The sequence below is a fragment of the Streptomyces sp. CY-1 genome (genome assembly GCF_047218265.1).
In the GTDB taxonomy this organism is placed as follows: Bacteria; Actinomycetota; Actinomycetes; order Streptomycetales; family Streptomycetaceae; genus Streptomyces; species Streptomyces niphimycinicus.
The window spans coordinates 7,568,587-7,594,351 of the sequence record NZ_CP178393.1 but is presented as its reverse complement, the minus strand read 5'-3'; the positions used below and the strand labels follow the sequence as shown (position 1 = coordinate 7,594,351).

Annotated in this window: 18 protein-coding genes and 1 pseudogene; 14 read left to right on the top strand and 5 right to left on the bottom strand. The window is 72.2% G+C overall.

Features of this window, described 5'->3' with window-relative positions; genetic code table 11:
- Positions 1–6: 6 nt before the first annotated feature.
- From ACK1X7_RS32750 to glgB, 7 genes are all read left to right on the top strand, one after another.
- Complete coding sequence (locus tag ACK1X7_RS32750) at positions 7–801, top strand: pectate lyase (RefSeq protein ID WP_385141330.1); 795 nt, start codon at positions 7–9, stop codon at positions 799–801.
- An 87-nt stretch (positions 802–888) separates the two neighbouring features.
- Positions 889–1,758 carry a helix-turn-helix domain-containing protein gene (locus tag ACK1X7_RS32745; protein WP_385141333.1) on the top strand — a complete coding sequence of 290 codons (870 nt, stop codon included), beginning with the start codon at positions 889–891 and terminating at the stop codon, positions 1,756–1,758.
- 68 nt (positions 1,759–1,826) lie between these two features.
- Positions 1,827–3,062: a S8 family peptidase gene (locus ACK1X7_RS32740; RefSeq protein WP_385141336.1), complete on the top strand. Its 1,236-nt coding sequence runs from the start codon at positions 1,827–1,829 to the stop codon at positions 3,060–3,062.
- Positions 3,063–3,341: 279 nt separating this feature from the next.
- Positions 3,342–5,336 (top strand): alpha-1,4-glucan--maltose-1-phosphate maltosyltransferase, encoded by a 1,995-nt coding sequence (locus tag ACK1X7_RS32735; protein WP_385141339.1) that lies wholly within the window; start codon positions 3,342–3,344, stop codon positions 5,334–5,336.
- The gene (gene treS / locus ACK1X7_RS32730; RefSeq protein WP_385141342.1) at positions 5,333–7,078 is read left to right on the top strand and encodes a maltose alpha-D-glucosyltransferase; all 1,746 of its coding nucleotides are present in this window, start codon (positions 5,333–5,335) and stop codon (positions 7,076–7,078) included. The genes ACK1X7_RS32735 and treS overlap by 4 nt, the downstream gene beginning before the upstream one ends.
- A gap of 543 nt (positions 7,079–7,621) precedes the next feature.
- On the top strand, positions 7,622–9,169 hold the full coding sequence (locus ACK1X7_RS32725) for a maltokinase N-terminal cap-like domain-containing protein (RefSeq protein ID WP_385141345.1): 1,548 nt from the start codon (positions 7,622–7,624) through the stop codon (positions 9,167–9,169).
- A 1,092-nt stretch (positions 9,170–10,261) separates the two neighbouring features.
- The gene (gene glgB / locus ACK1X7_RS32720) at positions 10,262–12,502 is read left to right on the top strand and encodes a 1,4-alpha-glucan branching enzyme (protein ID WP_413116925.1); all 2,241 of its coding nucleotides are present in this window, start codon (positions 10,262–10,264) and stop codon (positions 12,500–12,502) included.
- A gap of 99 nt (positions 12,503–12,601) precedes the next feature.
- Here the strand turns inward: glgB and ACK1X7_RS32715 are convergent, their stop codons facing one another.
- Positions 12,602–15,736, bottom strand: coding sequence for an AfsR/SARP family transcriptional regulator (locus tag ACK1X7_RS32715; protein WP_413116031.1), 3,135 nt, complete (start codon positions 15,734–15,736; stop codon positions 12,602–12,604).
- A 274-nt stretch (positions 15,737–16,010) separates the two neighbouring features.
- Between ACK1X7_RS32715 and ACK1X7_RS32710 the strand changes: the two genes are divergently transcribed.
- Positions 16,011–16,205 carry a hypothetical protein gene (locus ACK1X7_RS32710; RefSeq protein WP_059148544.1) on the top strand — a complete coding sequence of 65 codons (195 nt, stop codon included), beginning with the start codon at positions 16,011–16,013 and terminating at the stop codon, positions 16,203–16,205.
- Positions 16,206–16,434: 229 nt separating this feature from the next.
- Here the strand turns inward: ACK1X7_RS32710 and ACK1X7_RS32705 are convergent, their stop codons facing one another.
- Positions 16,435–17,874, bottom strand: coding sequence for a cation:dicarboxylate symporter family transporter (locus ACK1X7_RS32705; RefSeq protein WP_385141351.1), 1,440 nt, complete (start codon positions 17,872–17,874; stop codon positions 16,435–16,437).
- Between the two features lie 164 nt (positions 17,875–18,038).
- Here ACK1X7_RS32705 and ACK1X7_RS32700 point away from each other — a divergent pair, with 164 nt between their 5' ends.
- On the top strand, positions 18,039–19,661 hold the full coding sequence (locus tag ACK1X7_RS32700; RefSeq protein ID WP_385141354.1) for a sensor histidine kinase: 1,623 nt from the start codon (positions 18,039–18,041) through the stop codon (positions 19,659–19,661).
- A gap of 394 nt (positions 19,662–20,055) precedes the next feature.
- Complete coding sequence (locus tag ACK1X7_RS32695; protein WP_216340593.1) at positions 20,056–20,763, top strand: response regulator; 708 nt, start codon at positions 20,056–20,058, stop codon at positions 20,761–20,763.
- A gap of 18 nt (positions 20,764–20,781) precedes the next feature.
- Here the strand turns inward: ACK1X7_RS32695 and ACK1X7_RS32690 are convergent, their stop codons facing one another.
- Entirely contained in the window at positions 20,782–21,288 is a 507-nt protein-coding gene (locus ACK1X7_RS32690; RefSeq protein WP_361511494.1) for a winged helix-turn-helix transcriptional regulator, read from the bottom strand.
- A 119-nt stretch (positions 21,289–21,407) separates the two neighbouring features.
- Between ACK1X7_RS32690 and ACK1X7_RS32685 the strand changes: the two genes are divergently transcribed.
- Positions 21,408–22,052 carry a dihydrofolate reductase family protein gene (locus ACK1X7_RS32685; protein WP_390791962.1) on the top strand — a complete coding sequence of 215 codons (645 nt, stop codon included), beginning with the start codon at positions 21,408–21,410 and terminating at the stop codon, positions 22,050–22,052.
- 29 nt (positions 22,053–22,081) lie between these two features.
- Here ACK1X7_RS32685 and ACK1X7_RS32680 read toward each other — a convergent pair.
- A pseudogene (locus ACK1X7_RS32680) lies at positions 22,082–22,491 on the bottom strand (HAD family hydrolase); the annotation flags it as partial.
- A gap of 220 nt (positions 22,492–22,711) precedes the next feature.
- A complete protein-coding gene (locus ACK1X7_RS32675) occupies positions 22,712–23,479 on the bottom strand; it encodes a DUF3159 domain-containing protein (RefSeq protein ID WP_385141363.1) in 768 nt (255 codons plus the stop codon).
- Between the two features lie 287 nt (positions 23,480–23,766).
- Between ACK1X7_RS32675 and ACK1X7_RS32670 the strand changes: the two genes are divergently transcribed.
- The 3 genes from ACK1X7_RS32670 to ACK1X7_RS32660 all read left to right on the top strand — a co-directional run bounded on the left by ACK1X7_RS32670 (position 23,767) and on the right by ACK1X7_RS32660 (position 25,734).
- Positions 23,767–24,171 carry a MerR family transcriptional regulator gene (locus ACK1X7_RS32670; RefSeq protein WP_413116030.1) on the top strand — a complete coding sequence of 135 codons (405 nt, stop codon included), beginning with the start codon at positions 23,767–23,769 and terminating at the stop codon, positions 24,169–24,171.
- Positions 24,138–24,533, top strand: coding sequence for a hypothetical protein (locus ACK1X7_RS32665; RefSeq protein WP_413116029.1), 396 nt, complete (start codon positions 24,138–24,140; stop codon positions 24,531–24,533). Before ACK1X7_RS32670 ends, ACK1X7_RS32665 begins: the two co-directional genes overlap by 34 nt.
- 187 nt (positions 24,534–24,720) lie before the next feature.
- Positions 24,721–25,734: a chitinase gene (locus ACK1X7_RS32660; RefSeq protein ID WP_413116028.1), complete on the top strand. Its 1,014-nt coding sequence runs from the start codon at positions 24,721–24,723 to the stop codon at positions 25,732–25,734.
- Positions 25,735–25,765: the final 31 nt, after the last annotated feature.

The window sequence follows — 25,765 nt, the reverse complement described above, 5'->3', positions numbered from 1 at the left end:
TCCGGCATGGCTGAACAACGCACCAGGCACCGCGCGATAGCGGGCGTCCTCGGCGCCGTGGCCCTCACCGCGGGTGCGATCACCACCGGGCTGACCCTGCCCGCGGCCTCCGCGGCCACCTGGCCCACGCCCAGCGGCACCCCGCAGGCGGTCTCCAAGACCATCAGCGTCAGCGGGACCACCGACGGCGGTATGAAGCGCTACTACGGCTCCGGCGACCTCGGCGGGGACGGCCAGGAGGAGGACCAGGGCCCGCTGTTCGAGCTGAAGGACGGTGCCACCCTGAAGAACGTCATCCTCGGCGCCCCGGCCGCCGACGGCGTCCACTGCGAGGGAAGCTGCACCCTCCAGAACGTCTGGTGGGAGGACGTCGGCGAGGACGCCGCCACCTTCCGCGGCACCGGCAAGACGTTCAACGTGATCGGCGGCGGGGCCCGCAAGGCCGCGGACAAGATCTTCCAGTTCAACGGCGGCGGCACGCTCAACATCTCGAACTTCGCCGGCCAGGACTTCTCCACCTTCGTCCGGTCCTGTGGCAACTGCTCCTCGCAGTACAAGCGCACCATCAATGTGAGCAACTCCGAGATCACCGCCCCGGGCAAGGTCATCGGCGGGATCAACACCAACTACGGCGACTCGCTGACCCTGCGCGGCATCACCATCGTCGGGGACAGCAGCAAGAAGATCGTCCCGTGCCAGAAGTACATCGGGAACAACACCGGCGCCGAGCCGAGCAAGAACGGCAGCGGCCCCGACGGCACCTACTGCAAGTACAGCGCCTCCGACATCACCTACAGGTGACCTCCGCCTGACTACGGACCGCCGCGCGCCGTGCCTGACCCTCACAGGGACAGGCACGGCGCGTGCCCGTACCGGACACTGGTGGGCATGGAGGCACCTGCCGAGCTGGGAAGTTTTCTGCGCACCCGCCGCGCCGGGCTGCGCCCCGAGGACGTCGGCCTGGTCGCGTACGGGACCCGGCGCCGGGTCCCGGGGCTGCGCCGCGAGGAGCTGGCGCAGTTGGCCGGGGTGAGCGTGGCGTACTACACCCGGCTGGAACAGGGCCAGTCCACCGGCGCCTCGGACGGGGTGCTGGACGCCATCGCCCGCGCGCTGCGGCTGAGCCAGGACGAGCGGGCGCACTTGAGCAATCTGGCCCGTCCGCCGCGCACCGGCTCCGCGCGCCGTCCCGCGCCGCGCACCGGCTCCGCGCGCCCGGCGACCCGGCGGCTGATCGCCGCGATGGACGGGGTACCGGCCGTGGTCCTCGACCTGCGCTTCGACGTCCTGGCGTGGAATCCGCTGGGGCACGCCCTGATCGCCGGGCATCTGCCCGCCGACGCGCCCGAGCGGCCCGGCGCCCGGCCCAACACCCAGCGGATGCTGTTCCTCGATCCGCACACCCGTGAGCTGTATCCGGACTGGCAGGGCGAGGCGCGGCGGGCGGTCTCCTCGCTGCGGGTGGCGGCGGGCGCGCATCCCGACGACCGGCGGCTCGCCGAGCTGATCGGCGAACTGTCCATGAAGAGCGCGGAGTTCGCGGCGCTGTGGTCGCGCCATCCGGTGCGCCGGTGCGCGTTCGGCACCAAGTCCTTCCACCACCCCCTGGTGGGGGCGCTGGAGCTGGACTTCGAGATGACCCGGCTGCCGGACTCGGGGGGCCAGGGGCTGCTGATGTACGGGGCGGAGCCGGGTTCGCCGTCGGAGGCGGCGCTGCGGTTGCTGGCGCGGGAGGCGGTCACGTTTTACGCCCCCTGATGCGCCCTTGTCGGGATCTTTCCTCTCACGCAAGGCTTGCGCGGTCGAGTTGGGGAGGGGATCGCTCCATGGCATGCGCATCTTCGGGTCGCCGGCGCAGGGTGGGGGCGCCGGCCGCCGTCGTCGCGGTGGTCCTGGTGGCCCTGTCGCCCACCCAGACCGTTCCCGCACAGGGGGTCCAGGCCACGGGCGGGGCGGCGGGCACCCAGGGCTATATCGTCGCCCTGAAGCGGGGCGCGGGGGCGCCCGTGGCGGCGTCCGGGGCGGGCCGGGCGCTGGTCGAGCGGTACGGGGCGCGGGTGCGCCGGGTCTACAGCTCCGCGCTCAACGGCTATGCGGTACGGGCGAGCGCGGTGCAGGCCGGGCGGCTGGCGGCGGATCGGCGGATCGCCTCGGTGACCCGGGACGAGCGGGTGTCGCTGCGCTGGACCCGGGCGCGGCGGATGGCCCCGCCCCGCGCCCAGGAGCGGCCGCCGTGGGGCCTGGACCGGATCGACCAGCCGGACCGGCCGCTGGACGGGGCGTACACGGCGTCCGGCGGCGGCGGGCGCGGGACCACGATCTACGTCATCGACTCCGGGGTCCGCGCCTCCCATGAGGACTTCGGCGGCCGGGCCCGCTCCGGCTGGGACTTCGTGGACGACGATCCGGTGGCCGAGGACGGCAACGGGCATGGCACCCATGTGGCCGCGACGGCGGCGGGCTCCCGCTACGGCGTGGCGAAGAAGGCCGCGATCGTGGCCGTCCGGGTGCTGGACGACCGGGGCGAGGGCACCATCGCCCAGGTGCTGGCCGGAATGGACTGGGTGCTGCGACACGCCAGGCGGCCCGCGGTGGTCAATCTGAGCCTGGGCTCGGCGGCGGCCACCCCGCTGCCCGAATGGGACGCGGCGGTGCGGACGGGGATCGCCGCCGGGCTGGTCTTCACGGTGGCGGCGGGCAATCAGGACCGGCCCGCCGCCGCCTTCTCCCCGGGCCGGGTGGCGCCGGCGCTCACGGTGGGCTCGACCGACCGCGCCGACCGGCGCTCGGGCTTTTCCAACTGGGGCCCGGGAATCGACCTGTTCGCGCCCGGCGACCGGATCGTCTCGGCGTCGAATACGAGCGATACGGCGACCAGGACGCTGTCGGGCACCTCGATGGCGGCCCCGCATGTCGCGGGCGCCGCCGCGCTGTATCTGGGCGACCACCCCCTGGCCACTCCGGCCCAGGTCGGCGCGGCGCTGATAGCCGGGGCGAGCCGGGGCCGGGTGCGCGGCGCGGGCGCGGACTCACCGAACCGTCTGCTGCGGGTGGCCAACTGACGTAGTTCCAGAACGCATCGGGTGGACGGCCCCGCCTACGGGCGGGGTCGATTCACGCACCCGGCGTTACGGACCGGTAGTTAACGGGAACCCGGATTGTCTCCCCGTTCCACAGGGGAAGGCTTTCCACGCGCGCCCCCCATGGCCGACCCCATCCGCCCACCAGAGTGAACGCGGACAGGAGCTGTCATGCCCGCAACCCAACGCCCGGCGGCAAAACCGATACAAAGGACAAAAGCCGCCCTAGCGTCTCCATCCGCAACGCCGTCAGGTGATCCTATGATCGGTCGCATCCCCATTCTGGATATCCGCCCGCTGATCGACTGCGGCCGCCGCCCCGCCAAGGCGGTGGTGGACGAGACCTTCGAGGTCAGCGCCACCGTGTTCCGGGAGGGCCATGACGCTGTCAACGCCAATGTGGTCCTCCGTGATCCCTCCGGGCGCTCCGGCCCCTGGACCCCGATGCGCGAACTCGCCCCCGGCACCGACCGCTGGGGTGCCGAGGTCACACCGGGCGCGCCCGGCCGCTGGACGTACACGGTCGAGGCGTGGAGCGATCCGATCGCCACTTGGCGCCACCACGCCCGGATCAAGATCCCGGCCGGGATCGACACCGATCTGGTCCTGGAGGAGGGGGCCCGGCTGCATGAGCGGGCCGCCACCGGAGTGCCCAAGAACGACGGCCGGGAGGCGGTCCTGGCCGCCGTCGACGGGCTGCGCGACGAACGCCGCCCGGTGGCCGACCGGCTCGCCGCCGCGCTCGCGCCCGATGTGACCGAGGCCCTCGACCGCCATCCGCTGCGGGAGTTGGTCACCTCCTCGCGCCCCATGCCGCTCCAGGTGGACCGGGAGCGTGCGCTGTTCGGCTCCTGGTACGAGCTGTTCCCACGCTCCGAGGGCGCCAGGGTGACCGAGGGGCGGCGACCGGTCAGCGGCACCCTGCGCACCGCCGCCGAGCGGCTGCCCGCCCTCGCCGCCGCGGGCTTCGACGTCGTCTATCTGCCGCCGATCCACCCCATCGGCACCGCCTACCGCAAAGGCCCCAACAACACCCTCTCCGCCGGCCCCTTCGACGTGGGCTCCCCCTGGGCCATCGGCTCGGCCGACGGCGGCCATGACGCGATCCACCCGGACCTCGGCACCCTGGAGGACTTCGACCACTTCGTGGCGCGCGCCCGTGAGCTGCGCATGGAGGTCGCGCTGGACTTCGCGCTCCAGTGCTCCCCGGACCACCCCTGGGTCACCGAGCACCCCGAGTGGTTCCACCAGCGCGCCGACGGCACCATCGCGTACGCCGAGAACCCGCCCAAGAAGTACCAGGACATCTTTCCCGTAGCCTTCGACCGGGACTTCCACGGCCTGGTCCGGGAGACCGAGCGGGTGCTGCGCTTCTGGATGGAGCACGGGGTGCGGATCTTCCGGGTGGACAATCCGCACACCAAACCGGTGGTGTTCTGGGAGAAGGTGCTCGGCGACATCCACCGCACCCACCCCGATGTCCTCTTCCTCGCCGAGGCGTTCACCCGCCCGGCGATGATGAACACCCTCGGCGCGGTCGGCTTCCACCAGTCGTACACCTACTTCACCTGGCGGAACACCAAACAGGAGCTGACCGAATACCTCACCGAGCTGGCCGGGGACGCGGCCGCCTGGATGCGGCCCAACTTCTTCGTCAACACCCCGGACATCCTCCATGCCCACCTCCAGGAGGGCGGCCGCCCCGCCTTCGAGGCGCGGGCCGTGCTCGCCGCCACCCTCTCCCCCACCTGGGGCGTCTACGCGGGCTACGAACTGTGCGAGAACATCCCGGTGCGCGCGGGCAGCGAGGAGTACCTGGACTCGGAGAAGTACCAGTTGCGGCCGCGCGACTGGGCGGCGGCCGAGCGCGAGGGCGCGACGATCACCCCGCTGCTCACCCGGCTGAACCGGCTGCGCCGCCGCCATCCCGCCCTGCGGCGGCTGCGCAACCTCAGATTCCATCACGCCGACAACGATTCCGTCATCGTCTACTCCAAGCGCGCGGGCGATTCGTGTGTGATCACGGTCGTCAACCTGGACCCTCACCACACCCAGGAGGCGACGGTCTCGTTGAACATGCCGGAACTCGGCCTCGAGTGGCATGAGTCCGTCCCGGTGCGCGACGAGCTCACCGGCGAGACCTATCACTGGGGCAGGGACAACTATGTGCGCCTGGAGCCGGGGCGTGAGGTGGCTCCGGCACATGTGCTGTCCCTGCGACCGTCCTCACCGATCGGAGGGTCACCCACAACATGATCGTCAATGAGCCCGTACCGGACACATTCGAGGACACACCGGCGAAGGACCGTGATCCCGACTGGTTCAAGCGCGCCGTCTTCTACGAGGTCCTGGTGCGCTCCTTCCAGGACAGTAACGGGGACGGCGTCGGCGACCTCAAGGGCCTGACCGCGAAGCTGGACTATCTCCAGTGGCTGGGCGTGGACTGCCTGTGGCTGCCGCCGTTCTTCGCCTCGCCGCTGCGCGACGGCGGCTATGACGTCTCGGACTACACGGCCGTGCTGCCGGAGTTCGGGGACCTCGCGGACTTCGTGGAATTCGTCGACGCCGCGCATCAGCGCGGGATGCGCGTGATCATCGACTTTGTCATGAACCACACGAGCGACCAGCATCCATGGTTCCAGGAGTCCCGCAGCGACCCGGACGGACCGTACGGCGAGTACTACGTATGGGCCGACGACGACAAGCAGTACCAGGACGCGCGGATCATCTTCGTCGACACCGAGGCGTCCAACTGGACCTTTGATCCGGTACGCAAGCAGTACTACTGGCACCGCTTCTTCTCGCACCAGCCGGATCTCAACTTCGAGAACCCGGCCGTCCAGGAGGAAGTACTGGCCGCTCTGCGCTTCTGGCTGGACCTGGGCATCGACGGATTCCGGCTCGACGCCGTCCCGTATCTGTATGCCGAGGAGGGCACCAACTGCGAGAACCTCCCGCGCACCCATGAGCTGCTCAAGCGCGTCCGGGCCGAGATCGACGCCCACTACCCCGACACCGTGCTGCTGGCCGAGGCCAATCAGTGGCCGGAGGACGTCGTCGACTACTTCGGCGACTTCACGGCGGGCGGCGACGAATGCCATATGGCCTTCCACTTCCCGGTGATGCCGCGCATCTTCATGGCGGTGCGGCGCGAGTCCCGCTATCCGGTCTCGGAGATCCTCGCCAAGACCCCCGCCATCCCCTCCGGCTGCCAGTGGGGCATCTTCCTGCGCAACCACGACGAGCTGACGCTGGAGATGGTCACCGACGAAGAGCGCGACTACATGTACGCGGAATACGCCAAGGACCCCAGAATGCGGGCCAACATCGGCATCCGCAGACGACTCGCCCCCCTGCTGGACAACGACCGCAACCAGATCGAGCTGTTCACCGCGCTGCTGCTGTCCCTGCCCGGCTCCCCGATCCTCTACTACGGCGACGAGATCGGTATGGGCGACAACATCTGGCTCGGCGACCGCGACGCCGTGCGCACCCCCATGCAGTGGACCCCCGACCGCAACGCGGGCTTCTCCTCCTGCGATCCGGGGCGGCTGTTCCTGCCGACCATCATGGACCCGGTCTACGGCTATCAGGTCACCAATGTCGAGGCGGCCATGAGCAGCCCCTCCTCGCTGCTGCACTGGACCCGCCGGATGATCGAGATCCGTAAGCAGAATCCCGCCTTCGGGCTCGGCTCCTTCACCGAGCTGCCGTCCTCCAACCCGGCCGTCCTCGCCTTCCTGCGCGAGGCCCCCTCCACCCGGGACGGCGAGGACGACCTGGTGCTGTGCGTGAACAACTTCTCGCGCTTCGCCCAGCCCACCGAGCTGGACCTCCAGTCCTTCGCCGGGCGCCATCCGGTGGAGCTGATCGGCGGGGTCCGCTTCCCGGCCATCGGGGAGCTGCCGTATCTGCTGACCATGGCCGGTCATGGCTTCTACTGGTTCCGGCTGCGGCGAGGCGAGGCGATGGGGCACTGGGCCGACCGCGTCGGCTGAGCGACGCTTTCCCCGCCCCGCCCCTTCCGCCTTCCAGCCTCTCCGGTGTTGAGGAGCGAGGGCCGGGGCGGGAGCCCCGCCTCCAGCCTCTCCGGCGTTGAGGAGCGAGGTCCGGGGCCGGAGCCCCGCCTCCAGCCCCTCCGGCGCATGAGGAGCGAGGTCCGGGGCGGGAACCCCGCCTTCCAGCCCCTCCGGCGCTTGAGGAGCGGGGTCTGGGGCGGAGCCCCAGTTGAGGGAAGGGGCGGGGAGGGGAACGGCCCGCCGCAGGCGCCAAGCTCCGCCGTCTGGTTTCGGCCGGGCACGGCCTCCGCTCCGGCCTTCGCTCGTCCGTACGCGTCCATCTCGGCCGCGTACGGGCGTTTTCGACCCCCCGTCATGGGCACTCTGTACTCACATGCGCCACCGGCGGACCCGATCGCGTACACCGAGCTCGCCGTACGGACGATCCTCGCCCGACACGTCCCGCACCGTCGCACAGTCAATGCCGCAATCCGGGACACTTTGCCCTGATCTGTCGTGTGCCCGGGGAAAGGACGCGACGCCATGCCGGAAGCTCCGCTCTCCCGGGGGGCACAACACCCGCCGACCGCCGTACCGCGGGACCAGCCCCCGACGTCCGCCACCCGCACCGCCACGGCCGCGGGCCCGTCCGGGCTGCTCGCCTCGCTCGCGCCGCTGCTCGCCGAGTGGCTGCCCCGCCAGCGCTGGTTCGCGGGCAAGGGCCGTCCCGTCACCGGCTTCGCGCTGGTCTCCGCGACCGAGCTGCTGCCGTGGCGGCCGGGCGGCGGCATGCCCGGGCTGCTCCATCTGCTGATCCGCGCCCAGCAGCCGGAACCGCCCGGCCACCGGCACGGCTTCGGCTGCGGCCACCGGCGCGGGGCGGCGGCCAGCGACTGCTACCAGCTCCTGCTCGGGGCGCGCCCCACGCTTCCGCCGCCGCTCGCCCCCGCGCTCATCGGCCGGCCCAGCGGCGGGCCGCTGGACGGGCAGACGGTGTACGAGGCGCTGTTCGACCCCCGGCTCACCACGCTGCTGCTGGAGCGGCTGCGGATGCCCGGGCGGCTCGGCCCGCTGCGCTTCGTACGGGAGCCGTCCAGCGCGATTCCGTCCGCGCTGCCGCCCCGGGTGATGACCGCCGAGCAGTCCAACTCCTCGGTGATCTATGGCGATACGTTTATTCTCAAACTTTTCCGCCGGGTCAGCCCCGGCACCAACCCCGACCTCGAACTCCCCCTCGCGCTCGCCCGCACCGGCTGCACCCGGGTGCCCGCGCCCGCCGCCTGGTTCGAGGCAGAGCCACCGGCCGAGGGCGCCGGGCCACCGCCGGAGCCCGTCACCCTGGGGGTGCTTCAGCCCTTCCTGACCGGCTCCCGGGACGGCTGGCAGCTCGCGCTCGACGCCCTGGCCGCCGGGGGCGACTTCACCGACGCCGCCCGCGCGCTGGGGCAGGCGACCGCCGAGGTCCATCTGGCGATGGCCCGTGCCCTGCCCACCGCCGTGCTGCGCCGCCCGCAGATCGAGCATCTCGCCGCCGCCATGAGCGAACGGCTCGACTCGGCCGCCGCCGCGGTGCCCGCGCTCCAGCCGTACCGCGCGGAGCTGCACGGCGCGTACGAGGACCTGGCCGCGCTGGGGCGCGCGGGCCGCACCTGGGCGGCCCAGCGCATCCACGGCGATCTGCATCTGGGGCAGGCGCTGCTGACCGGGGACGGGGCTGGAGACGGGCGCGGTGGCGGTGGCGGGCGGTGGTCGCTGATCGACTTCGAGGGCGAGCCGTCCCGTCCGCTGGCCGAGCGCCGCCGCCCGCAGCCGCCGGTGCGCGATATCGCGGGCATGCTGCGGTCCTTCGACTACGCGGCGGCCGTGGGACGCCATGAGCGCCCGCAGGAGTGGGCGGGCCGCACGCGCGCCGCGTACTGCGCGGGCTACGCGGAGGCGTCCGGCACCGATCCGCGCGCCGAGCCGGAGCTGCTGCGCGCCCATGAGACCGACAAGGCCGTCTACGAGGTGCTCTACGAGGCGCGGCACCGCCCCGACTGGCTGTCGGTCCCGATGACCGCGATCCGCCGCCTGGCCGCCACCCGCGCCTGACCTCGGGGGCCGCGGACGGCTCCGGGCCGTGGCCCGGAGCCGGGCTCCGGCACCCACGGACCGCCGCTTCGGGGTCCCCGTCCACATCCCCGCTTCCGACCGTCCGACGCCCGACACCTCCGGGAGGACCACCCCGTGACCGCACGACCGCCGTCCGGCCAGCACCCGTCCGACAAGGGACCGGGCCACCCACCCGCCGCCCCCGGCGTCACAACCGGCCCGGCGGCCCCGGCAGTCCCCCCGACCTTCCTCCCCGGCCGCACCCATCCGCGGCCCGAGCCCGCCACTGCGCACCCGGGCCCCGAGCCCGTCCGGCCGAGCGAGAGCGCGGACCGCCCAGCGCCGACCGCGTCCCCCGGCCCGGACGCCGCGCAGGCGGACCCGGCTTCGGCGACGGACCCCGCCCCGGCGCGGGAAGCCGCCGCAGCGGCCGGGCCCCCGGAAGCGTCCTCAGCAGCCGGGAATCCACGCCCGGACCGACGGCCGAGCCCAGACGACGGCCCAAGGCGGGGGGCCGCCGCGGCGAGCGGGCCCAGGGAAGCAGGTCCAGCGGCCGGGCACCCGCGCCCGGACCAGCGGCCGGACTCCGAGGACGCCCCGGGGCGGGCCCCGTCCCCCCGCAAGGACCCCGCGTCCGCCGAGTCGGCGGGCATCAAGCCCACCCCCGGCCGGGAAACCCCCGACACCGCCGCCACAGCGGCGAACCCCGCCCCGGCGGCCGGGCCTCGGGCAGCGACCACACCGGCCGGGCACCCGCGCCCGGACCAGCGGCCCGAGCCCGACAACACCCCGGAGCGGGCCCCCGACCTCCACCAGGACCCCGCGTCCGCCGAGTCGGCGGGCATCAAGCCCACCCCCGGCCGGGAAACCCCCGACACCGCCGCCACAGCGGCGAACCCGGCCAGGCGGCCGGAGACGCCCGTCGGCAGTGGCGGCCCGGGGCAGGAGGCTCCTGCCGGCCGCGCCCGCCCTGGCCGCGAGGCCCGGGTGTCCTATGGCTCACCGCCCGTACCGCGTGCGGCTCGCGCGGGCCAGAAGCGGCAGGAGGAGCCCGGGGGCACGGGCGAGCCCTCGCGCGTGGCCGGGCGGCCCTTGGCCGGGGGTGGCGGGCCCGCTGACGTGGCGTATGACGAGCACGGTGTGCGGCCCGCGCCCGCGCTCGGGGACGAGGAGCGGCGGCGGCTGCTGTCCGGGGCGCATCACGCACCGCACGATCTGCTCGGCGCCCACCCCGTGCGCGGTGGTGTGCTCTTCCGCTGCCTGCGCCCGTACGCCCGCTCGGTGACCGTCGCCGCCGCCGGGCTGCGCGCCCGGCTGCGGGCCGAGGGGGACGGGCTGTTCTCCGGGGTGCTGCCGCTGCGGGAGATCCCGGACTACCGGCTGCTGGTGACGTACGAGGACGCCGAGCTGGAGCTGCACGACCCGTACCGCTTCCTGCCCACCCTCGGCGAACTCGATCTGCACCTGATCGGCGAGGGCCGCCACGAGGAGCTGTGGCGGGCGCTCGGCGCGCGTCCGATGACCCATCAAGGCGTGGCCGGCACCCGCTTCACCGTATGGGCACCCAATGCCCTCGGGGTGCGGCTGACCGGCGACTTCACCTACTGGGACGGCACCGCGCTGCCGATGCGCTCGCTCGGCGGCAGCGGCGTGTGGGAGCTGTTCCTGCCCGGGGTCGGGGAGGGCGCGCTCTACAAGTTCGAGATCACCCGGCCCGACGGCGGCCACTCGCTGCGCGCGGACCCGATGGCGCGGCGCACCGAGTGCCCGCCCGCCACCGCCTCCGTCGTCCATGCCTCGCACCACCGCTGGGGCGATGAGGCGTGGCTGGCGGCCCGGAAGGGCGGGCGCGTCCATGAGCTGCCGTTCTCCGTCTACGAGGTGCATCTGCCGTCCTGGCGGCCGGGGCTGACCTACCGGCAGCTCGCTCAGCAGCTCCCGGCGTACGTGAAGGACCTGGGCTTCACCCATGTGGAGCTGATGCCGGTGGCCGAGCACCCCTTCGGCGGCTCCTGGGGCTATCAGGTCACCGGTTTCTACGCGCCCACGGCCCGGCTGGGCACCCCCGACGACTTCAAGTACCTGGTGGACGCGCTGCACCAGGCGGGCATCGGGGTGCTGGTGGACTGGGTGCCCGCGCATTTCCCCAAGGACGCCTGGGCGCTGGCCGAGTTCGACGGCCGTCCGCTGTACGAGCCCGCCGATCCGCTGCGGGCGGCGCATCCCGACTGGGGCACGCTGGAGTTCGACTACGGGCGCACGGAGGTGCGCAACTTCCTGGTGGCGAACGCCGTCTACTGGTGCGAGGAGTTCCATATCGACGGCCTGCGGGTGGACGCCGTCGCCTCCATGCTCTACCTCGACTACTCCCGCGAGCCCGGCCAGTGGACGCCCAACGCGCACGGCGGCCGGGAGAACCTGGACGCGGTCGCCTTCCTCCAGGAGATGAACGCGACCGTCTACCGCCGCTGCCCGGGTGTGATCACCATCGCCGAGGAGTCGACCGCGTGGGACGGGGTCACCCGCGCCACCCACCATGTGGGCCCCAGCGGCTTCGGCGGCCTCGGCTTCGGGCTGAAGTGGAACATGGGGTGGATGCACGACTCGCTGGCCTATCTCGCGCATGAGCCGGTGCACCGCGCCTACCACCACCATGAGATGACCTTCTCGATGGTGTACGCGTACAGCGAGAACTATGTGCTGCCGATCTCGCACGACGAGGTGGTGCACGGCAAACGGGCCCTGGTGTCCAAGATGCCCGGCGACTGGTGGCAGCAGCGCGCCAACCACCGCGCGTACCTCGGCTTCATGTGGGCCCATCCGGGCAAGCAACTGCTGTTCATGGGCCAGGAGTTCGCCCAGGGCGCGGAATGGTCGGAGGCGCATGGGCCCGACTGGTGGCTGCTGGATCCGTCGTACTCCGCCGAGCCCGACCACCGTGGCGTCCGCGATCTGGTCCGTGATCTGAACCAGGTGTACGCGGCCACGCCCGCGCTGTGGCAGCGGGACACCGACCCCGAGGGTTTCTCCTGGATCGAGGGCGACGCCCGCGAGGACAATGTCTTCGCCTTCCTCCGCTTCGACGCCGACGGCTCCCCGCTGCTGGCCATCAGCAACTTCTCCCCGGTGGTCCGCCAGGACTACCGGATCGGAACGCCGGAGGCGGTCCCGGTGTGGCGCGAGGTGCTGAACACCGACGACGGGCGGTACGGCGGCGGCGGTGTGGCCAACGCCGAGCCGCTGAAGGCCGAGCCCACGGGGTGGCACGGCCGTCCGGCCTCCATCCTGCCGGTGCTGCCGCCGCTGGCCACGATCTGGCTGCGGCCCGCCTGAGCGAGGACCGCTTCCCGCACGCCGCCTGAGCTGCCGCCTGAGCAGTACGCCTTCCCGCGCCACCGCCTGAGCCACACGCCGCCCGAGCCCTACGGCCCGTCAGCCGTCGAGCCCGCCCAGCCGGGCGAGTCCCTCCCGGAGCCGCTGGGCGTCGGGGTGGCCGAGGGCGTCGAAACGGGTCAGGGCCCGCTGCCAACTGTGGCGGGCCCCGGCCCGGTCCCCGGCGGCGAGCTGTGCGCTGCCCAGCCGGTGCAGGGACTCGGCCTCCCGCACCCGCTCGCCCCGGCCGCGCCGCAGCTCCACGGCGTGCCGGTAGCAGCTAATGGCCTGCTGGTGGTCGCCGACGTGCTGATACGCGTAGCCGAGGCTGTCCCAGGCCGCGGACTCCCCGCGCCGGTCCCTCGCCTCCCGCATCATGTTCAGCGCCTTCTCGCAGTGGACGAGGGTCTGCTGGAAGTCGCCCAGCATGGCGTAGGCCCAGCCGACGTTGTTCATGGCGTACGCCTCGCCGCTGCGGTGGCCCGCCGCCCGGTACAGCTTCAGGGCGCGCAGCGCGTGGTGCAGCCCCTCGTCATGGCGGCCCTCCCGCTCACCGGCGAAGTTGAGCGCGCCATGGGCCAGGGCCTGGCCGACGGCGTTGCCGGTCTCGCGGTGCAGGTTCAGGGCGCGCACCAGATGGCCGCGGGCCCGGTCGTAGCGGCCCATCCGCAGATCGGCCATGCCCAGGCCGTAGCAGGCGTGGGCCTGGCCGGTGAGGTCGCGGATGCGGTGGGCCGAGCCCAGGGCGGTCCGGTGGACGGTGCGCTGATCGTGCCAGTGACCGCGCTGGTCCAGGAACTCCATCAGCGACCAGGCCAGTTGCCAGGCGTGGGTCTCGAATCCGGTCTCGGCGGCCTGCTGGAGCGCCGCGATCAGCGTCGGATAGGTGAGGCCGAACCAGAGCAGCGCCTGTGCGTGCCCCGTGAACTCCCCGACGCTGACGCCGGGCCGGACCGGCTCGACCGTGATCGGCTCCCGGTGCGGGGTGAAGGCCGCCCCGGCGGCCACGGCGGTGTGCAGATAGTGGTCGAGCAGCCGGTGCAGCGCGGTGTGGCGGTCGTCCTGCCCGTCGTACGCCCGGGTCAGCTCCACGGCGTAGGCGCGCAGCAGATCGTGGAAGCCGTACTGGCCGGGGGCGCGTTCGGTGATCAGATGCGCCCGGGTGAGCTGGATCAGCAGCCGGCGGGCCTGCGGGACCGGGACCCCCACCAGGCTGGCGGCGGCCGGGGCCGCGATATCGGGGCCCGGGTGGACGCCCAGCAGCCGGAACAGCCGGGCGGCGTCGGGGCCCAGGGTGTGGTACGACCAGGAGAAGACGGCCCGGACATCGGTGGTGGCGTCCCCGCCCTCGAACGCGTCGAGGCTGCCACGGGCGTCGCGCAGCTCCCCGGCCAGCGCCTCCAGGCCGAAGCGGGGGTGGGCGGCGGCGCGGGCGGCCACGATGGCGAGCGCGAGCGGCAGCCCGGCGCACACCGTGATCACCTCGGCCACGGCGTCGGGTTCGGCGGCCACCCGCTCGGCGCCCACCCGGCTGCTCAGCAACTCGCGCGCCTCGGCGCGGTCGAGCAGATCCAGCGGCAGCGGCTGGGCCTGCTCGGCGACGACCAGGCTGGTGAGTTCGTTACGGCTGGTCAGCACCACCAGACAGCCGGGGGAACCGGGCAGCAGGGGCCGCACCTGCTCGGCGTCCCGGGCGTTGTCGAGCAGGATCAGCATCCGGCGGTCGGCCACCAAGCTCCGGTACAGCGCGGTCTGCGCCTCGACGGTCGCGGGGATCCGGTGGGCGGGCACCTGGAAGGCGTCCAGGAGGCTCCGTACGGCCTCGGCGACGGTCATGGCCGAGTCGGTGGGGCCGAAGCCGCGCAGGTTCAGATAGAGCTGGCCGTCGGGGAACCGGTCGCGGACGCGGTGGGCCCAGTGCACCGCGAGGGTCGTCTTGCCGAGGCCGCCGCTGCCCGCGATCACGGTGAGCATCGCGGCCGTGGGCGCCCGTCCGCCGCCCTCGCCCGAACCCGCGCGCAGCAGGGCGTCCAGCCCGGCCAGTTCGCGCTCGCGACCGGTGAAGTGAGCCACGTCGGAGGGGAGTTGCTGCGGTACGGCGGTGACGACGGAGATGGGCCCGGGGGCGGGGGTGGGTTCGGGTGTCGCGGTGGGCGGATCGGCGGTGGATGCGGGTGTGAGGGCTTGCTCGTCGCCGGGCCCGGCGACGGGCTCCGTGACGGGCCCGGCGACGGGCTCGGGCGCCGCGTCGGCGGCCGGGACGCCCCCCACGGCGGGGGTCGGGGCGGGCGCCGCGTCGGATGGCGGCGCTGCTGCGGGAGCGCTTCCGTACGATCCGGGCGGCCCGGAGGGGTCCCCGGACCGTCCGTCACGGCCGTCTCGGGCGTCCCGGCCCTCGCGGCTGTCCTCGAGTGCCTCCCGGTGGAGCCGCTGAAGCTCGTCGCCGGGCTCGATGCCGAGCTCCTCCACATACCTCCGGCGGGTGGAGCGGAACAGCCCGAGGGCGTCGGCCCGCCTGCCGCCGCGCCGCAGCGCCTCCATCAGCAGCGCCACCGAGCGCTCCCGCAAGGGGTGTTCGGCCACCAGCGCGGACAGCTCCGTGGCGGCCTCGTGGTGCCGTCCGGAGCGCAGATCGATCGCGGCCAGCTCCTCGACCGCCGTACGCCGCTCCTCCTCCAGCCCGGCGCCCAGGGTGTCGGGGAGCCAGCCGCCCGCGACATCCGCCAGCGCGGGCCCGCGCCACAACTGGAGCGCGGTGTGCAGCAGTTCCCCGGCCCGGTCCTCGGGGCCGTCGGCGAATCCGGCGGCCCCGGTGGCCGACCCGGCGGTCCGGGCGACCGACCCGCCGGCTCCGCCGTCCCCGCCGGCCTTGGGGCTCTCCCGCGCGGCCCGCACCAGATCGCGGAACCGGTGCAGATCGACCTGCTCACGGGCGACGGTCAGGGAATAGCCCTTCGCCGATGTCGTCAACTCGGCCCCGGGCAAGGCGGAAAGGATCCGCCGCAGCTTGGAAATCTGCACCTGTACGGCGTTTCGCGCGGACCCCGGCGGGTCCTCGCCCCATACTGCCAACACCAGCCTGTCGACGGAGACCACGCGGCCGGAGGCCATCAGCAGCATCGCCAGAACGGACCGCTGCTGCGCGGCGGTCGGCCCCAGGAGACGCTCGCCCTGCCATATTCCGACCGGTCCCAACAGGCGAAACTCGGTCCCATCCACACACTGCCCCCGTTGGTACCAGAGATTTCACTGTGACCATGTGGAAGCCTACCCACGGGTTCGGGTCAGCGAGGCATCAGCGGGATATCAGCGGCTCGTAGCACCCTACGGTCATCGAGGGCCCCATGGGCACCAGAAGCTCACCCGGTCACCGCGGCGGCGGCGACCGAACCGGAAGTGTCCGGTCCGGGGCCCTCATCCACCAATGAACGGGGGACAGCATGGCAGTGAGGTGCCGAGGTGGCGGCTCATGACCACCGCTGAAGGAACACGAAGCACACCTCGGATCGGCGAACTCGTCTACGACCTCGAACGCGAGGCCATGGGCCGCGTCGCCTACGTCGACACCGGCGGCAACATCGCCTGGGTCAAACCCCTCCACGAGGGCCCCGAATGGACGGCCCTCCCGGAACAGCTACGCCGCGCGCCGGACGGCGAGCGATAAGGCGCCTTCGGCGCCGAAAGGACCGCCGAAGGGCACCGGCGGCGTAGCCAATGGCGGCGTCTCGCGTCTTCCAACGGGGGGAAGACGCGGGGCGCCATTCGCCGTGCGCGCGACGCGTGCGTGCGCGACGCGTGCGTGCGCGACGCATGTGTGCGCGACGTACACGCCCGTGAAACGCCCGCGGCCCTGCCCCGATTCAGGAGGGCAGGGCCGCGGCGCGCGCAAGGTGTCAGGCGGGCACGTGCTCCTTCGCCGTGTCACCGTCACGCCGCTCGGGGAGGGACTTGCCCTCGGCCCCGTCGGAGTCGTCCGCGGCCGGGCCGTGGCCGCCGCCGTGGCGCGCGAAGCCCTCGGCGTCGAACGGCAGTCGTCCGGCGAGGACTTCGTTCATCCGCTCCTTGTCGATCTCCTTGGTCCAGGTGCCGACCAGGACGGTCGCCACCGCGTTGCCCGCGAAGTTGGTGAGGGCGCGGGCCTCGCTCATGAAGCGGTCGATGCCGACGATGAGGCCGACGCCGTCGACCAGTTCGGGCCGGTGCGACTGGAGGCCGCCCGCCAGCGTCGCCATGCCCGCGCCGGTGACACCGGCGGCGCCCTTCGACGCGACGATCATGAAGAGGAGGAGGGATATCTGCTGGCCTATGGAGAGCGGGTCGCCCATGGCCTCGGCGATGAACAGCGAGGCCATCGTCAGGTAGATGGCGGTGCCGTCCAGGTTGAAGGAGTACCCGGTGGGGACGGTGATACCGGCCACCGGCTTGCTGACGCCCGCGTGCTCCATCTTCGCGATGAGCAGCGGCAGCGCCGACTCGGAGGACGACGTCGACAGGATCAGCAGGAACTCCCGCGCCAGGTACTTCAGCAGCAGGAAGATGTTCACGCCCGCGACCAGCCGCAGGATCGTCCCGAGGACGATGAACACGAACAGCGCGCAGGTCACATAGAAGCCGACCATGATGACCGCGAGCGCCTTGAGCGCGTCCAGACCGGTCTCGCCGACCACGGCGGCCATCGCGCCGAAGGCGCCCACCGGGGCGGCCCACATGACCATCGACAGCAGCTTGAAGACGAGCTGCTGGATGTGGCCTATGCCGCGCAGCACCGGCTCGCCCGCCTTGCCCATCGCCTGGAGGGCGAAGCCCGCGAGCAGGGCCACGAACAGGGTCTGGAGCACCTCGCCCGCGGTGAAGGCGGAGACCAGCGTCTTCGGGATGATGCCGAGCAGGAAGTCCGCCGTCGACTCGGAGGCGCCCTCGGCCTGGCTCTGCCCGGCCTGGGCCGCGTCATGGCTCATGTGCAGGCCGCTGCCCGGCTCCAGGAAGTTGCCGACGACCAGGCCGATGGCGAGGGCCACGGTCGACATCACCATGAAGTAGCCGAGCGCGAGACCGCCGACCGCGCCGACCTTCGCGGCCTTGCGCACCGAGCCGACCCCGAGCACGATCGTGCAGAAGATGATCGGCGAGATCAGCATCTTGATGAGGTTGACGAAGCCTTCGCCGATGGGCTTGAGCTCCACCGCCGTATCGGGGGCCGCGAAGCCCACGAGGATGCCGAGCGCCACCGCGCCGATGACGGCGAGGTAGAGGTAGTGAATCCTTTCCTTCTTCGGCTTCGTCCCATCCGGTTCCGTACGTCCGGATGCGGGCGGCGTGGTGTCCGCAGCCACGGTGCTGCCTCCTTCTGATCTGCCGTCCAACTGTCCCGGCGCTGTACTGTGTGCGGCTCGCACACCGCCTTGAACGGTCCCGGCGACTATGCCCCAACGCTGTGATGGGGGTCACCCTTCCGTTCATTTCGTTCATACAAAGATGCGTGTGCAGACTGATGGCCATGCGCATCCCCCACCCCCGGAGCCTGGCCGGCCAGCTCTTCGCGATGCAGGTCGTGCTGGTCGCCGCCCTGGTGGCCGGATGTGCCGTCTTCGCCTACGTCACCGACCGCGAGCAGGCGGTGGTGGCCGCGCGGCAGCGGGCGACGGCCGCCGCGGTGGCCGTCGCCGACTCCCCGTCGGTCGCCGAGGCGGCACGGTCCAAGGACCCCACCGCCCGGCTCCAGCCGTATGCGGAGAAGGTGCGCCGGGACACGAACGTCACCTTCGTCACGATCATGGATACCCACGGTGTGCGCTGGGCGCACCCCGATCCGCGCCAGATCGGCGCCACCTATCTCGGCCATATCAAGCCCGCGCTGCGCGGCCGGATCTTCGCCGAGACGTACACCGGCACCCTCGGCTCCTCGGTGCGCGTGGTCGCCCCGGTGCGCGACGACCGCGCCGGCGGCCGGATCACCGCGCTGGTCAGCGCGGGTATCACCGTGGACACGATCAGCGCCCAGGTGCGCCGCCAGTTGCTCGCGCTGCTCGGTGTCGCCGCCGCCGCGCTCGCGCTCGGCGGCCTGTGCGCGTATGTCATCAACGCCCGGCTGCGCCGCCATACGCACGGCATGAACGCGGACGAGCTGAGCCGGATGCACGACTACCACCAGGCCGCGCTGCACGGCGTGCGCGAGGGGCTGCTGATGCTCGACGGCGGGCGGCGGATCGCGCTGATCAACGACGGCGGGCGGGAGCTGCTCGGCCTGCCCGAGGACTCCGTCGGCCGCTACGTCTCGGACCTGGGCCTGCCGCCCGCGCTGACCGGCGCCCTGCTGGCCACCGAGCCGCGCGTGGACGAACTGCATCTGACCGCGGAACGGGTCGTGGTCGTCAACACCTCCCCGGTGAGCAGCGGCGAACAGCGCGGCACGGTGGTCACCCTGCGCGACCACACCGAGCTCCAGGCGCTCTCCGGCGAGCTGGACTCGGTGCGCGGCTTCGCGGAGGCGCTGCGCTCCCAGGCCCATGAGGCCGCGAATCGGCTGCATGCCGTCGTCTCGCTGATCGAACTGGGCCGGGAGGACGAGGCGGTCGACTTCGCCACCGCCGAGCTGGAGCTGGCCCAGGCGCTCACCGACCAGGTGGTGGGCGCGGTCGCCGAACCGGTGCTGGCCGCGCTGCTGCTGGGCAAGGCGGCCCAGGCCAGCGAACGCGGCGTCGAGCTCGTCCTCGCCCCCGACAGCCGCATCGACGACGGCGTCCTCCCGCCCGGCCTGCCCGCCCGCGACCTGGTGACCATCCTCGGCAACCTCATCGACAACGCCACGGACGCGGCCGCCGAGGGCGTCGGCCACGGCGGTGCCCCCCGCAGCGCCCGCGTCACGGTCACCGCCCGCGCGGACGGCGGCGAGCTGACGCTGCGCGTCGCGGACACCGGCGCCGGCCTCGACCCGGCGGCGGCCGAGGAGGTCTTCCGCCGCGGCTGGAGCACGAAGTCCCAGGGCCGCGGCCTGGGCCTGGCCCTGGTCCGCCAGGCCGCCCGCCGCAACGCGGGCACGGTGGAGATATCGGCCGCCCCGGACGGCGGCGCCGAATTCACCATCCGCCTGCCGCTGGCAACCCCGACCACGACGCCGTGACACGGCCCCACGCAACCCACGCACCGACCGGCCCCGCGCCCGGGCCGGGACGGCCCCGGCCGGACGGGCCCGCCCGGTCCAAGCGCCGCACGGCGCCCCACCCGGCCCGGTGCCGGGAGCCCGGCCCGCTCGCGCGAACCGCGGCCACATCCCGCCACGGCGCGTCGGCCGCGAGCGCGGCGCCACCCGCCGCCCCGCCCGTGACCGGGGGCCATATTCAGCCGCGTGCGGGGAGGGGACCCGGTCGACAAGCGCCCCAGCACAAGCGGTAGGGGAATCGTCACCGTAGGGATCTGGCCACTCGCGGTTACCCTCCGTAAATTGGAGCCCTAAGCATTCCGCGCGCACCGCGCCGCACCCCGCACCCCGCACCTCGTCCGAGAGGAATCCGTTCATGAGCCCGCCGCAGGCGAAACCGGGGGACCCGGCGCCGATCCGGGTTCTCGTCGTCGAAGACGACCCCGTCGCGGCGGACGCGCACCGGATGTACGTCGACCGCGTCCCCGGCTTCGCCGTCGTCGGGGCCGCGCGGAGCGGCGGGGACGCGCAGCGGCTGCTGGAGCGGACGCCCGCCGATCTGCTGCTGCTGGACCTCTACCTCCCCGACGGGCACGGCCTCCAGCTCGTACGGGCGCTGCGCGCGGCCGGGAACGGGGCGGATGTGATCGCGGTCACCTCGGCCCGGGACCTGGCGATGGTCCGCGACGGGGTCTCCCTCGGGGTCGTGCAGTACGTGCTGAAACCGTTCACCTTCTCCACCCTCCGGGACCGCCTCCTCCGGTACGCCGAGTTCCGGGCGACCGCGGGCGAGGCCAGCGGGCAGGACGAGGTGGACCGCGCACTGGCCGCGCTGCGGGCGCCGCAGCCCGCCGCGATGCCCAAGGGGCTGACCCAGGCGACCCTGCACGCGGTCACGGAGGCGCTGCGCGGCGCGGAGGAGGGAATCTCGGCCGCGGCCACCGCCGAGACGGTGGGGATCTCCCGGATCACCGCCCGCCGCTATCTGGAACACCTGGTGGAGGCGGGACGCGCCGCCCGCGCCCCGCACTACGGACAGATCGGCCGCCCCGAGCTGCTGTACCGCTGGCTCAGCGAGCACTGAACGAGCACTGAGCGAGCGCTAGGAGCGGCTGCCTCCGGCCGCGATCGCGGCTTCGTACGCCTGCCGCAACCGCTCCGAAGCCGTGGGGCTCTTCGGGCTTGCGCGAGTGACGCCGAGGTGGATCTCGCGCAGTTCGTCCATGAGCTCATCGACGAGTTGCGGGGAGCCTTCCGCGAGGATGCGGGCACGCACCGCGAGCTCCGGGGTTGTGGGCCGGTGCCGCAACCCCCACGCGCCGAGGGCGACCATCACCGGGAGCGTCTGGATGCCGGCTTCGGTGAGGGTGTAGGTCGCTTTCTTGCCACGCGTGGCATCGTCGCGGGTCAGCAGCCCTCCCTCGACGAGCTTGCGCAGGCGGCCGGCGAGGATGTTGGACGCGATGCCCTCGTCGTTCCGGGTCAGCAGATCGCGGAAGTGACGACGTCCGCCGAAGATCACGTCACGCAGCACGATCAGAGTCCACGGGTCCCCCAGGACCTCCACCGCGGCGTTGATCGCACAACCCGAACGCGGCTCCGCACGCATCGCGCACGCACCTCCTGACTGATGACAACCGAATGTCACTGATTGCAACTCGCAACCCCTCCATCGTAGAGTTCCCTCAACCAGTTGCAGTTCGCAATCACTCACCGGAGGTGGACCGCATGGCCAGGGTCCGAGTGCACAACTTCTTCGTCTCCCTCGACGGCTACAGCGCGGGCGAGACGATCACGCTCGACCAACCCATCGGGGGCGCCGAGAGACTGTTCACGGGCTTCGACGGGCGATTCATCCACGGCGTGAACGTCGCGGATGAACCGATCACCCTCGATCGTGCTCTCACCAGCACCTGGGGTCAGGGCATCGGGGTCGAGATCATGGGCCGGGGCAAGTTCGGTCCGCAGACCGGCGAGTGGACCGACGACGACTGGCGAGGCTGGTGGGGCGACGAACCCCCCTTCCGCACGCCCGTGGTGGTGCTCACCCACCATCGACGTGACCCCATCCACTTCGACAACGGGACGAGCTTCCACTTTCTCGACGCCACCCCCGAGGACGCACTCGCCTACGCCCAGGACCTCGCCGACGGCCGGGACGTGCGCATCGGCGGCGGCCCCTCCACCGTCCGGCAGTTCCTGACGGCCGACCTCATCGACTTCATGCACCTGGTCACCGTGCCCATCACCCTCGGCACCGGGGTCTCGGTGTGGGACGGGCTGGCCGAGGTCCAGGACCGTTTCACCACCGAGTCGGCGACCTCGGCAAGCGGCCTCACCCACCACTTCTGGAATCGGACCGTCACCGGCTGAGGGCTGTCCCGTGATCATCCCACCCCGGCTTATCCCTCCGGGCGGGCGAAGGCGAGGATGTCGGGGACTGCTTCACACAGGCTCCCGAAGTGACGGTGCACGCCGTCCACCGCAACGGCGGCGTTGACCCCCCACACCGTCATGCCGGCCCGCAGCCCCGCCTCGACTCCGGAGGGGGCGTCCTCAATGACCAGGCAGTCCTCGGGCCTGGCACCGAGTTGGCGGCCAGCAGGTAGGGCACGGGCGACGGTTTGCCCTCCTCCACCGCGGCGGCGTCGACTATGACGCGCGGGAGTGGCAGGCCCGTCCGGGCAAATCGCCCGCGCACCCGGTGCTCGTAGTTCGAGGTCACCAGCGCCCACGACGACGCCGGCAGGGTGCCCAGAAGCTCCGACGCACCGTCGAAGGCCGTATAGACGCCGGACCGAACGTCCTCGTTGTAGGTGTGGGGGGGGCGATAGCACCGCCCGTCGGCCTGCTCGCCCTTGCCCAGGGTGTCGAGGCAGCCGCTGGATCCGCCGAAGCCGCGCAGGTCCACCTGGACCAGGGCGGAACCCCGGTCGAACAGGTCGCTTCCCGTCGTTGTCCTCGTGCGTCACCGGGTTCTCGGCGTCGGCCACTGCCGCGGCGTCCGACTGCGTCGCGCCGGCCGGGCCGTCTCAGTGGTCGGTCGGCTGAACGAGCCGCTTGGTCGAGCGGCGGAACGCCCAGAAGACGACCAGCAGCGCCAGCGCGAGCAGCGGCGCGCCCATACCGACCTTGGCGAGGGCCAGCCAGCCCGTGGAGTCGTTCTCGTAGAGCCACTGCTGTACGGCGAACCGGGCCCCGAAGAGGGCGGTCAGGGTGGTGGTGGCGATGTCGTGGGCCAGCAGGCTGGGGCGGTCGCTCCGCCATGGGTGGCGGTTGCCGTGCAGCGCGTTCCACACCAGGCCGGTGACCGGCCTGCGGGCCAGCAGCGAGGCCAGGAAGAGCACCGCGCCCGCGAAACTGGCCCAGATTCCGATCAGGAAGAAGCCGCTCGCCGAGCCGGTCCACGCCGCGATGCCGCCGGCGGCCGCAACGCCGAAGAGACCGCCGGACGCCGCGCTGAACGGTTCCTTCCGCGCCATCCGCCACACGGTGAGCGCCAAGGCGACCGCGAACGCGATGCCGATCGCGAGGGGCAGCCCGAGGGCGGCGTTGGCCGCGGCGAACGCCGTGATCGGGATCGCCGTGTACACCATCCCCTTGGTACCGCCGAGTTGGGCGAACAGCTTGTCGTGTGCCTGGCCGGCGGACGGCTCCTCGTGCGCCCGACCGGTGAACGGTTTCCCGTCCGCCTGGCTCTGTGCCCCGGGCCCGACCGGTGTCTGCTCGGCGCGGCCGTTCTCGGTCATGGTGTCTTCCCGGCTGTCGTGGGTACGCGTGAGACGGTCCGTCGTCGTCATGACGTCCTTCCAGGTGATTGGCGGTCAGCGGCGGGCGGACCCTGGCCGTGGATCCGTGCCGTCGGTGCGCTGAAGACCATGGAAAACCGTGCCGTCGCGGCACACTCAAGCCACCTGGAACGCGACGCGGGTCACTACCCGCCGGGGTGGACGGGGGCGCACTGGGCGAGAGCCCGGTCGCGCTTGACCATGCCGCGACGGCATGATTTCGGATGACGTGAGTCGGGGCGGCCGGCCGATCCCCGAGCAGTCGCCGATACCCGACCAGTCGGAACGGAGTGCGGGCCATGGCATGGAGCACGCGTGAGATCGCCGAGCTCGCGGGCACGAGCCTGCGAGCGGTGCGGCATTACCACGAGGTCGGTCTGCTCGACGAGCCGATGCGCCGCGCCAACGGCTACAAGCAGTACGGCGTCGCCCATCTCGTCCGGCTGCTGCGCATCAAGCGCCTGGTCGACCTGGGGTTCTCGCTGTCCCAGATCGCCGAGATGGGCGACGCCCACGAGCATCCGGAGGAAGCGTTGCGTGCGCTTGACGCCGAACTCGCCGCCACCATCGAACGGTTGCAACGGGCCAGGATGGAACTCGGCTTCATACTGAAAAAGTCGGTTCCGACGACCTGCCGCCGGAGTTCGCCACGGCCGCGGCCGACACTCCCATGTCCGAGGCGGAACGCTCGTTCATCACCGTGATGAGCAGGGTGCTCGGCCCGAAGGGCACCGCGGCCTACGCCGACCTGATGCGAAACCCCGTCCAGGATCCCGCCGGCGACGCCTTCGCACAGTTGCCCGCCGACGCCGACGAGCAGACCCGCGCCGAGGTGGCCGAAGCCCTGGTCGCCTACGTGCTGGAGCTGTGGCGGCAGAACCCGGGGCTGAGCACACTGTCCGCCGACGCCCCGCGCGGCGCGAAGTACGCGAAGAAGACCGTCGTCAGCGCCTTCCAGGAGATCTACAACGAAGCCCAGGCGGACGTCCTGCGCCGGCTTGGCGTCCTGCTGGCCCAAGCGCGACGCACCCCGGACTCGCGACCGGCGGACCAACGGCCCTGCTGATCCAAACGAAACCGCCTGGGGCCCGGCCCGGCACCGCCCAGTCCTGGGTGCCGGGAAGTGCCGTGCAGCCGGACCTCGCCCGATAGGAAAGTTTCCTATCCGACATCTTGTCGCGGCCATGCCGCCTCGCTAGGTTCAGCCTCGCTCGACTTCCCTCCCACCCCCCACCCAGGAGGCTCCGTCAGCCATGCCTCGTTCCCGGCATCACCGCAGACTCGCCCTCGCCGTCGCCGTCGGCATGCTCGCCGCGGGCGTCACCACGGCGGCCACCGCGCAAGCGGCGCCGCAGCACACCGCCGCCGCAGCAGCCGCCGCGCCCAGCGGGCTCAACGGTCCGTACCTCTACCTCGGCTGGGGCTCCCCGCCCAAGGCCACGGACGTCATGTCGGCGACCGGCACCACGCAGTTCACGATGGCGTTCATGCTCTCCGACGGCGGCTGCAACCCCAAGTGGGACGGCTCCCGCGGGCTCACCGGCGGCAACGACCAGTCGACGATCAACTCCATCCGCTCGGCGGGCGGCGATGTCACCGTCTCCTTCGGCGGCTGGAGCGGTAACAAGCTGGGCGAGAAGTGCTCCTCCGCCTCCGCACTCGCCGGCGCGTACCAGAAGGTCATCGACGCCTACAAGCTCAAGTCGATCGACATCGACATCGAAGCGAGCGAGTTCGAGAACGCGACGGTCCGCCAGCGTGTGGTCGACGCGCTCAAGACCGTCAAGCAGAAGAACAGCGGCATCAAGGTGTACGTCACCTTCGGCACCACCACCTCCGGCCCCGACTCCAATGGCAAGGACCTGGTCAAGCGCGGTGCCGCCGCCGGGCTCGACGTGGACGGCTGGGCGGTCATGCCGTTCGACTTCGGCCAGGGCTCCATCGATATGGCGGGGGCCACCAAGTCGGCGGTGGACGGTCTGAAGAACACCGTGGCGAGCGCCTACGGCCTCTCCTCCGACGCCGCCTACCGCAAGGTCGGCTTCTCCTCGATGAACGGCAAGACCGACGTCGCGGGCGAGACCATATCCCTGAACAACTTCAAGGACATGGTGTCCTACGCCAAGAGCCACCACCTGGCCCGCGTCAGCTTCTGGTCGCTCAACCGCGACCGCAAGTGCGGCTCCGGCACGGACGGCGACGCATGCAGCGGGATCGACCAGGGCACGTACGACTTCACCAAGGTGCTCGCGGGGTACAACGGCTGAGTCCGGCTGCCACCGGCTGAGCCGCGCCCCC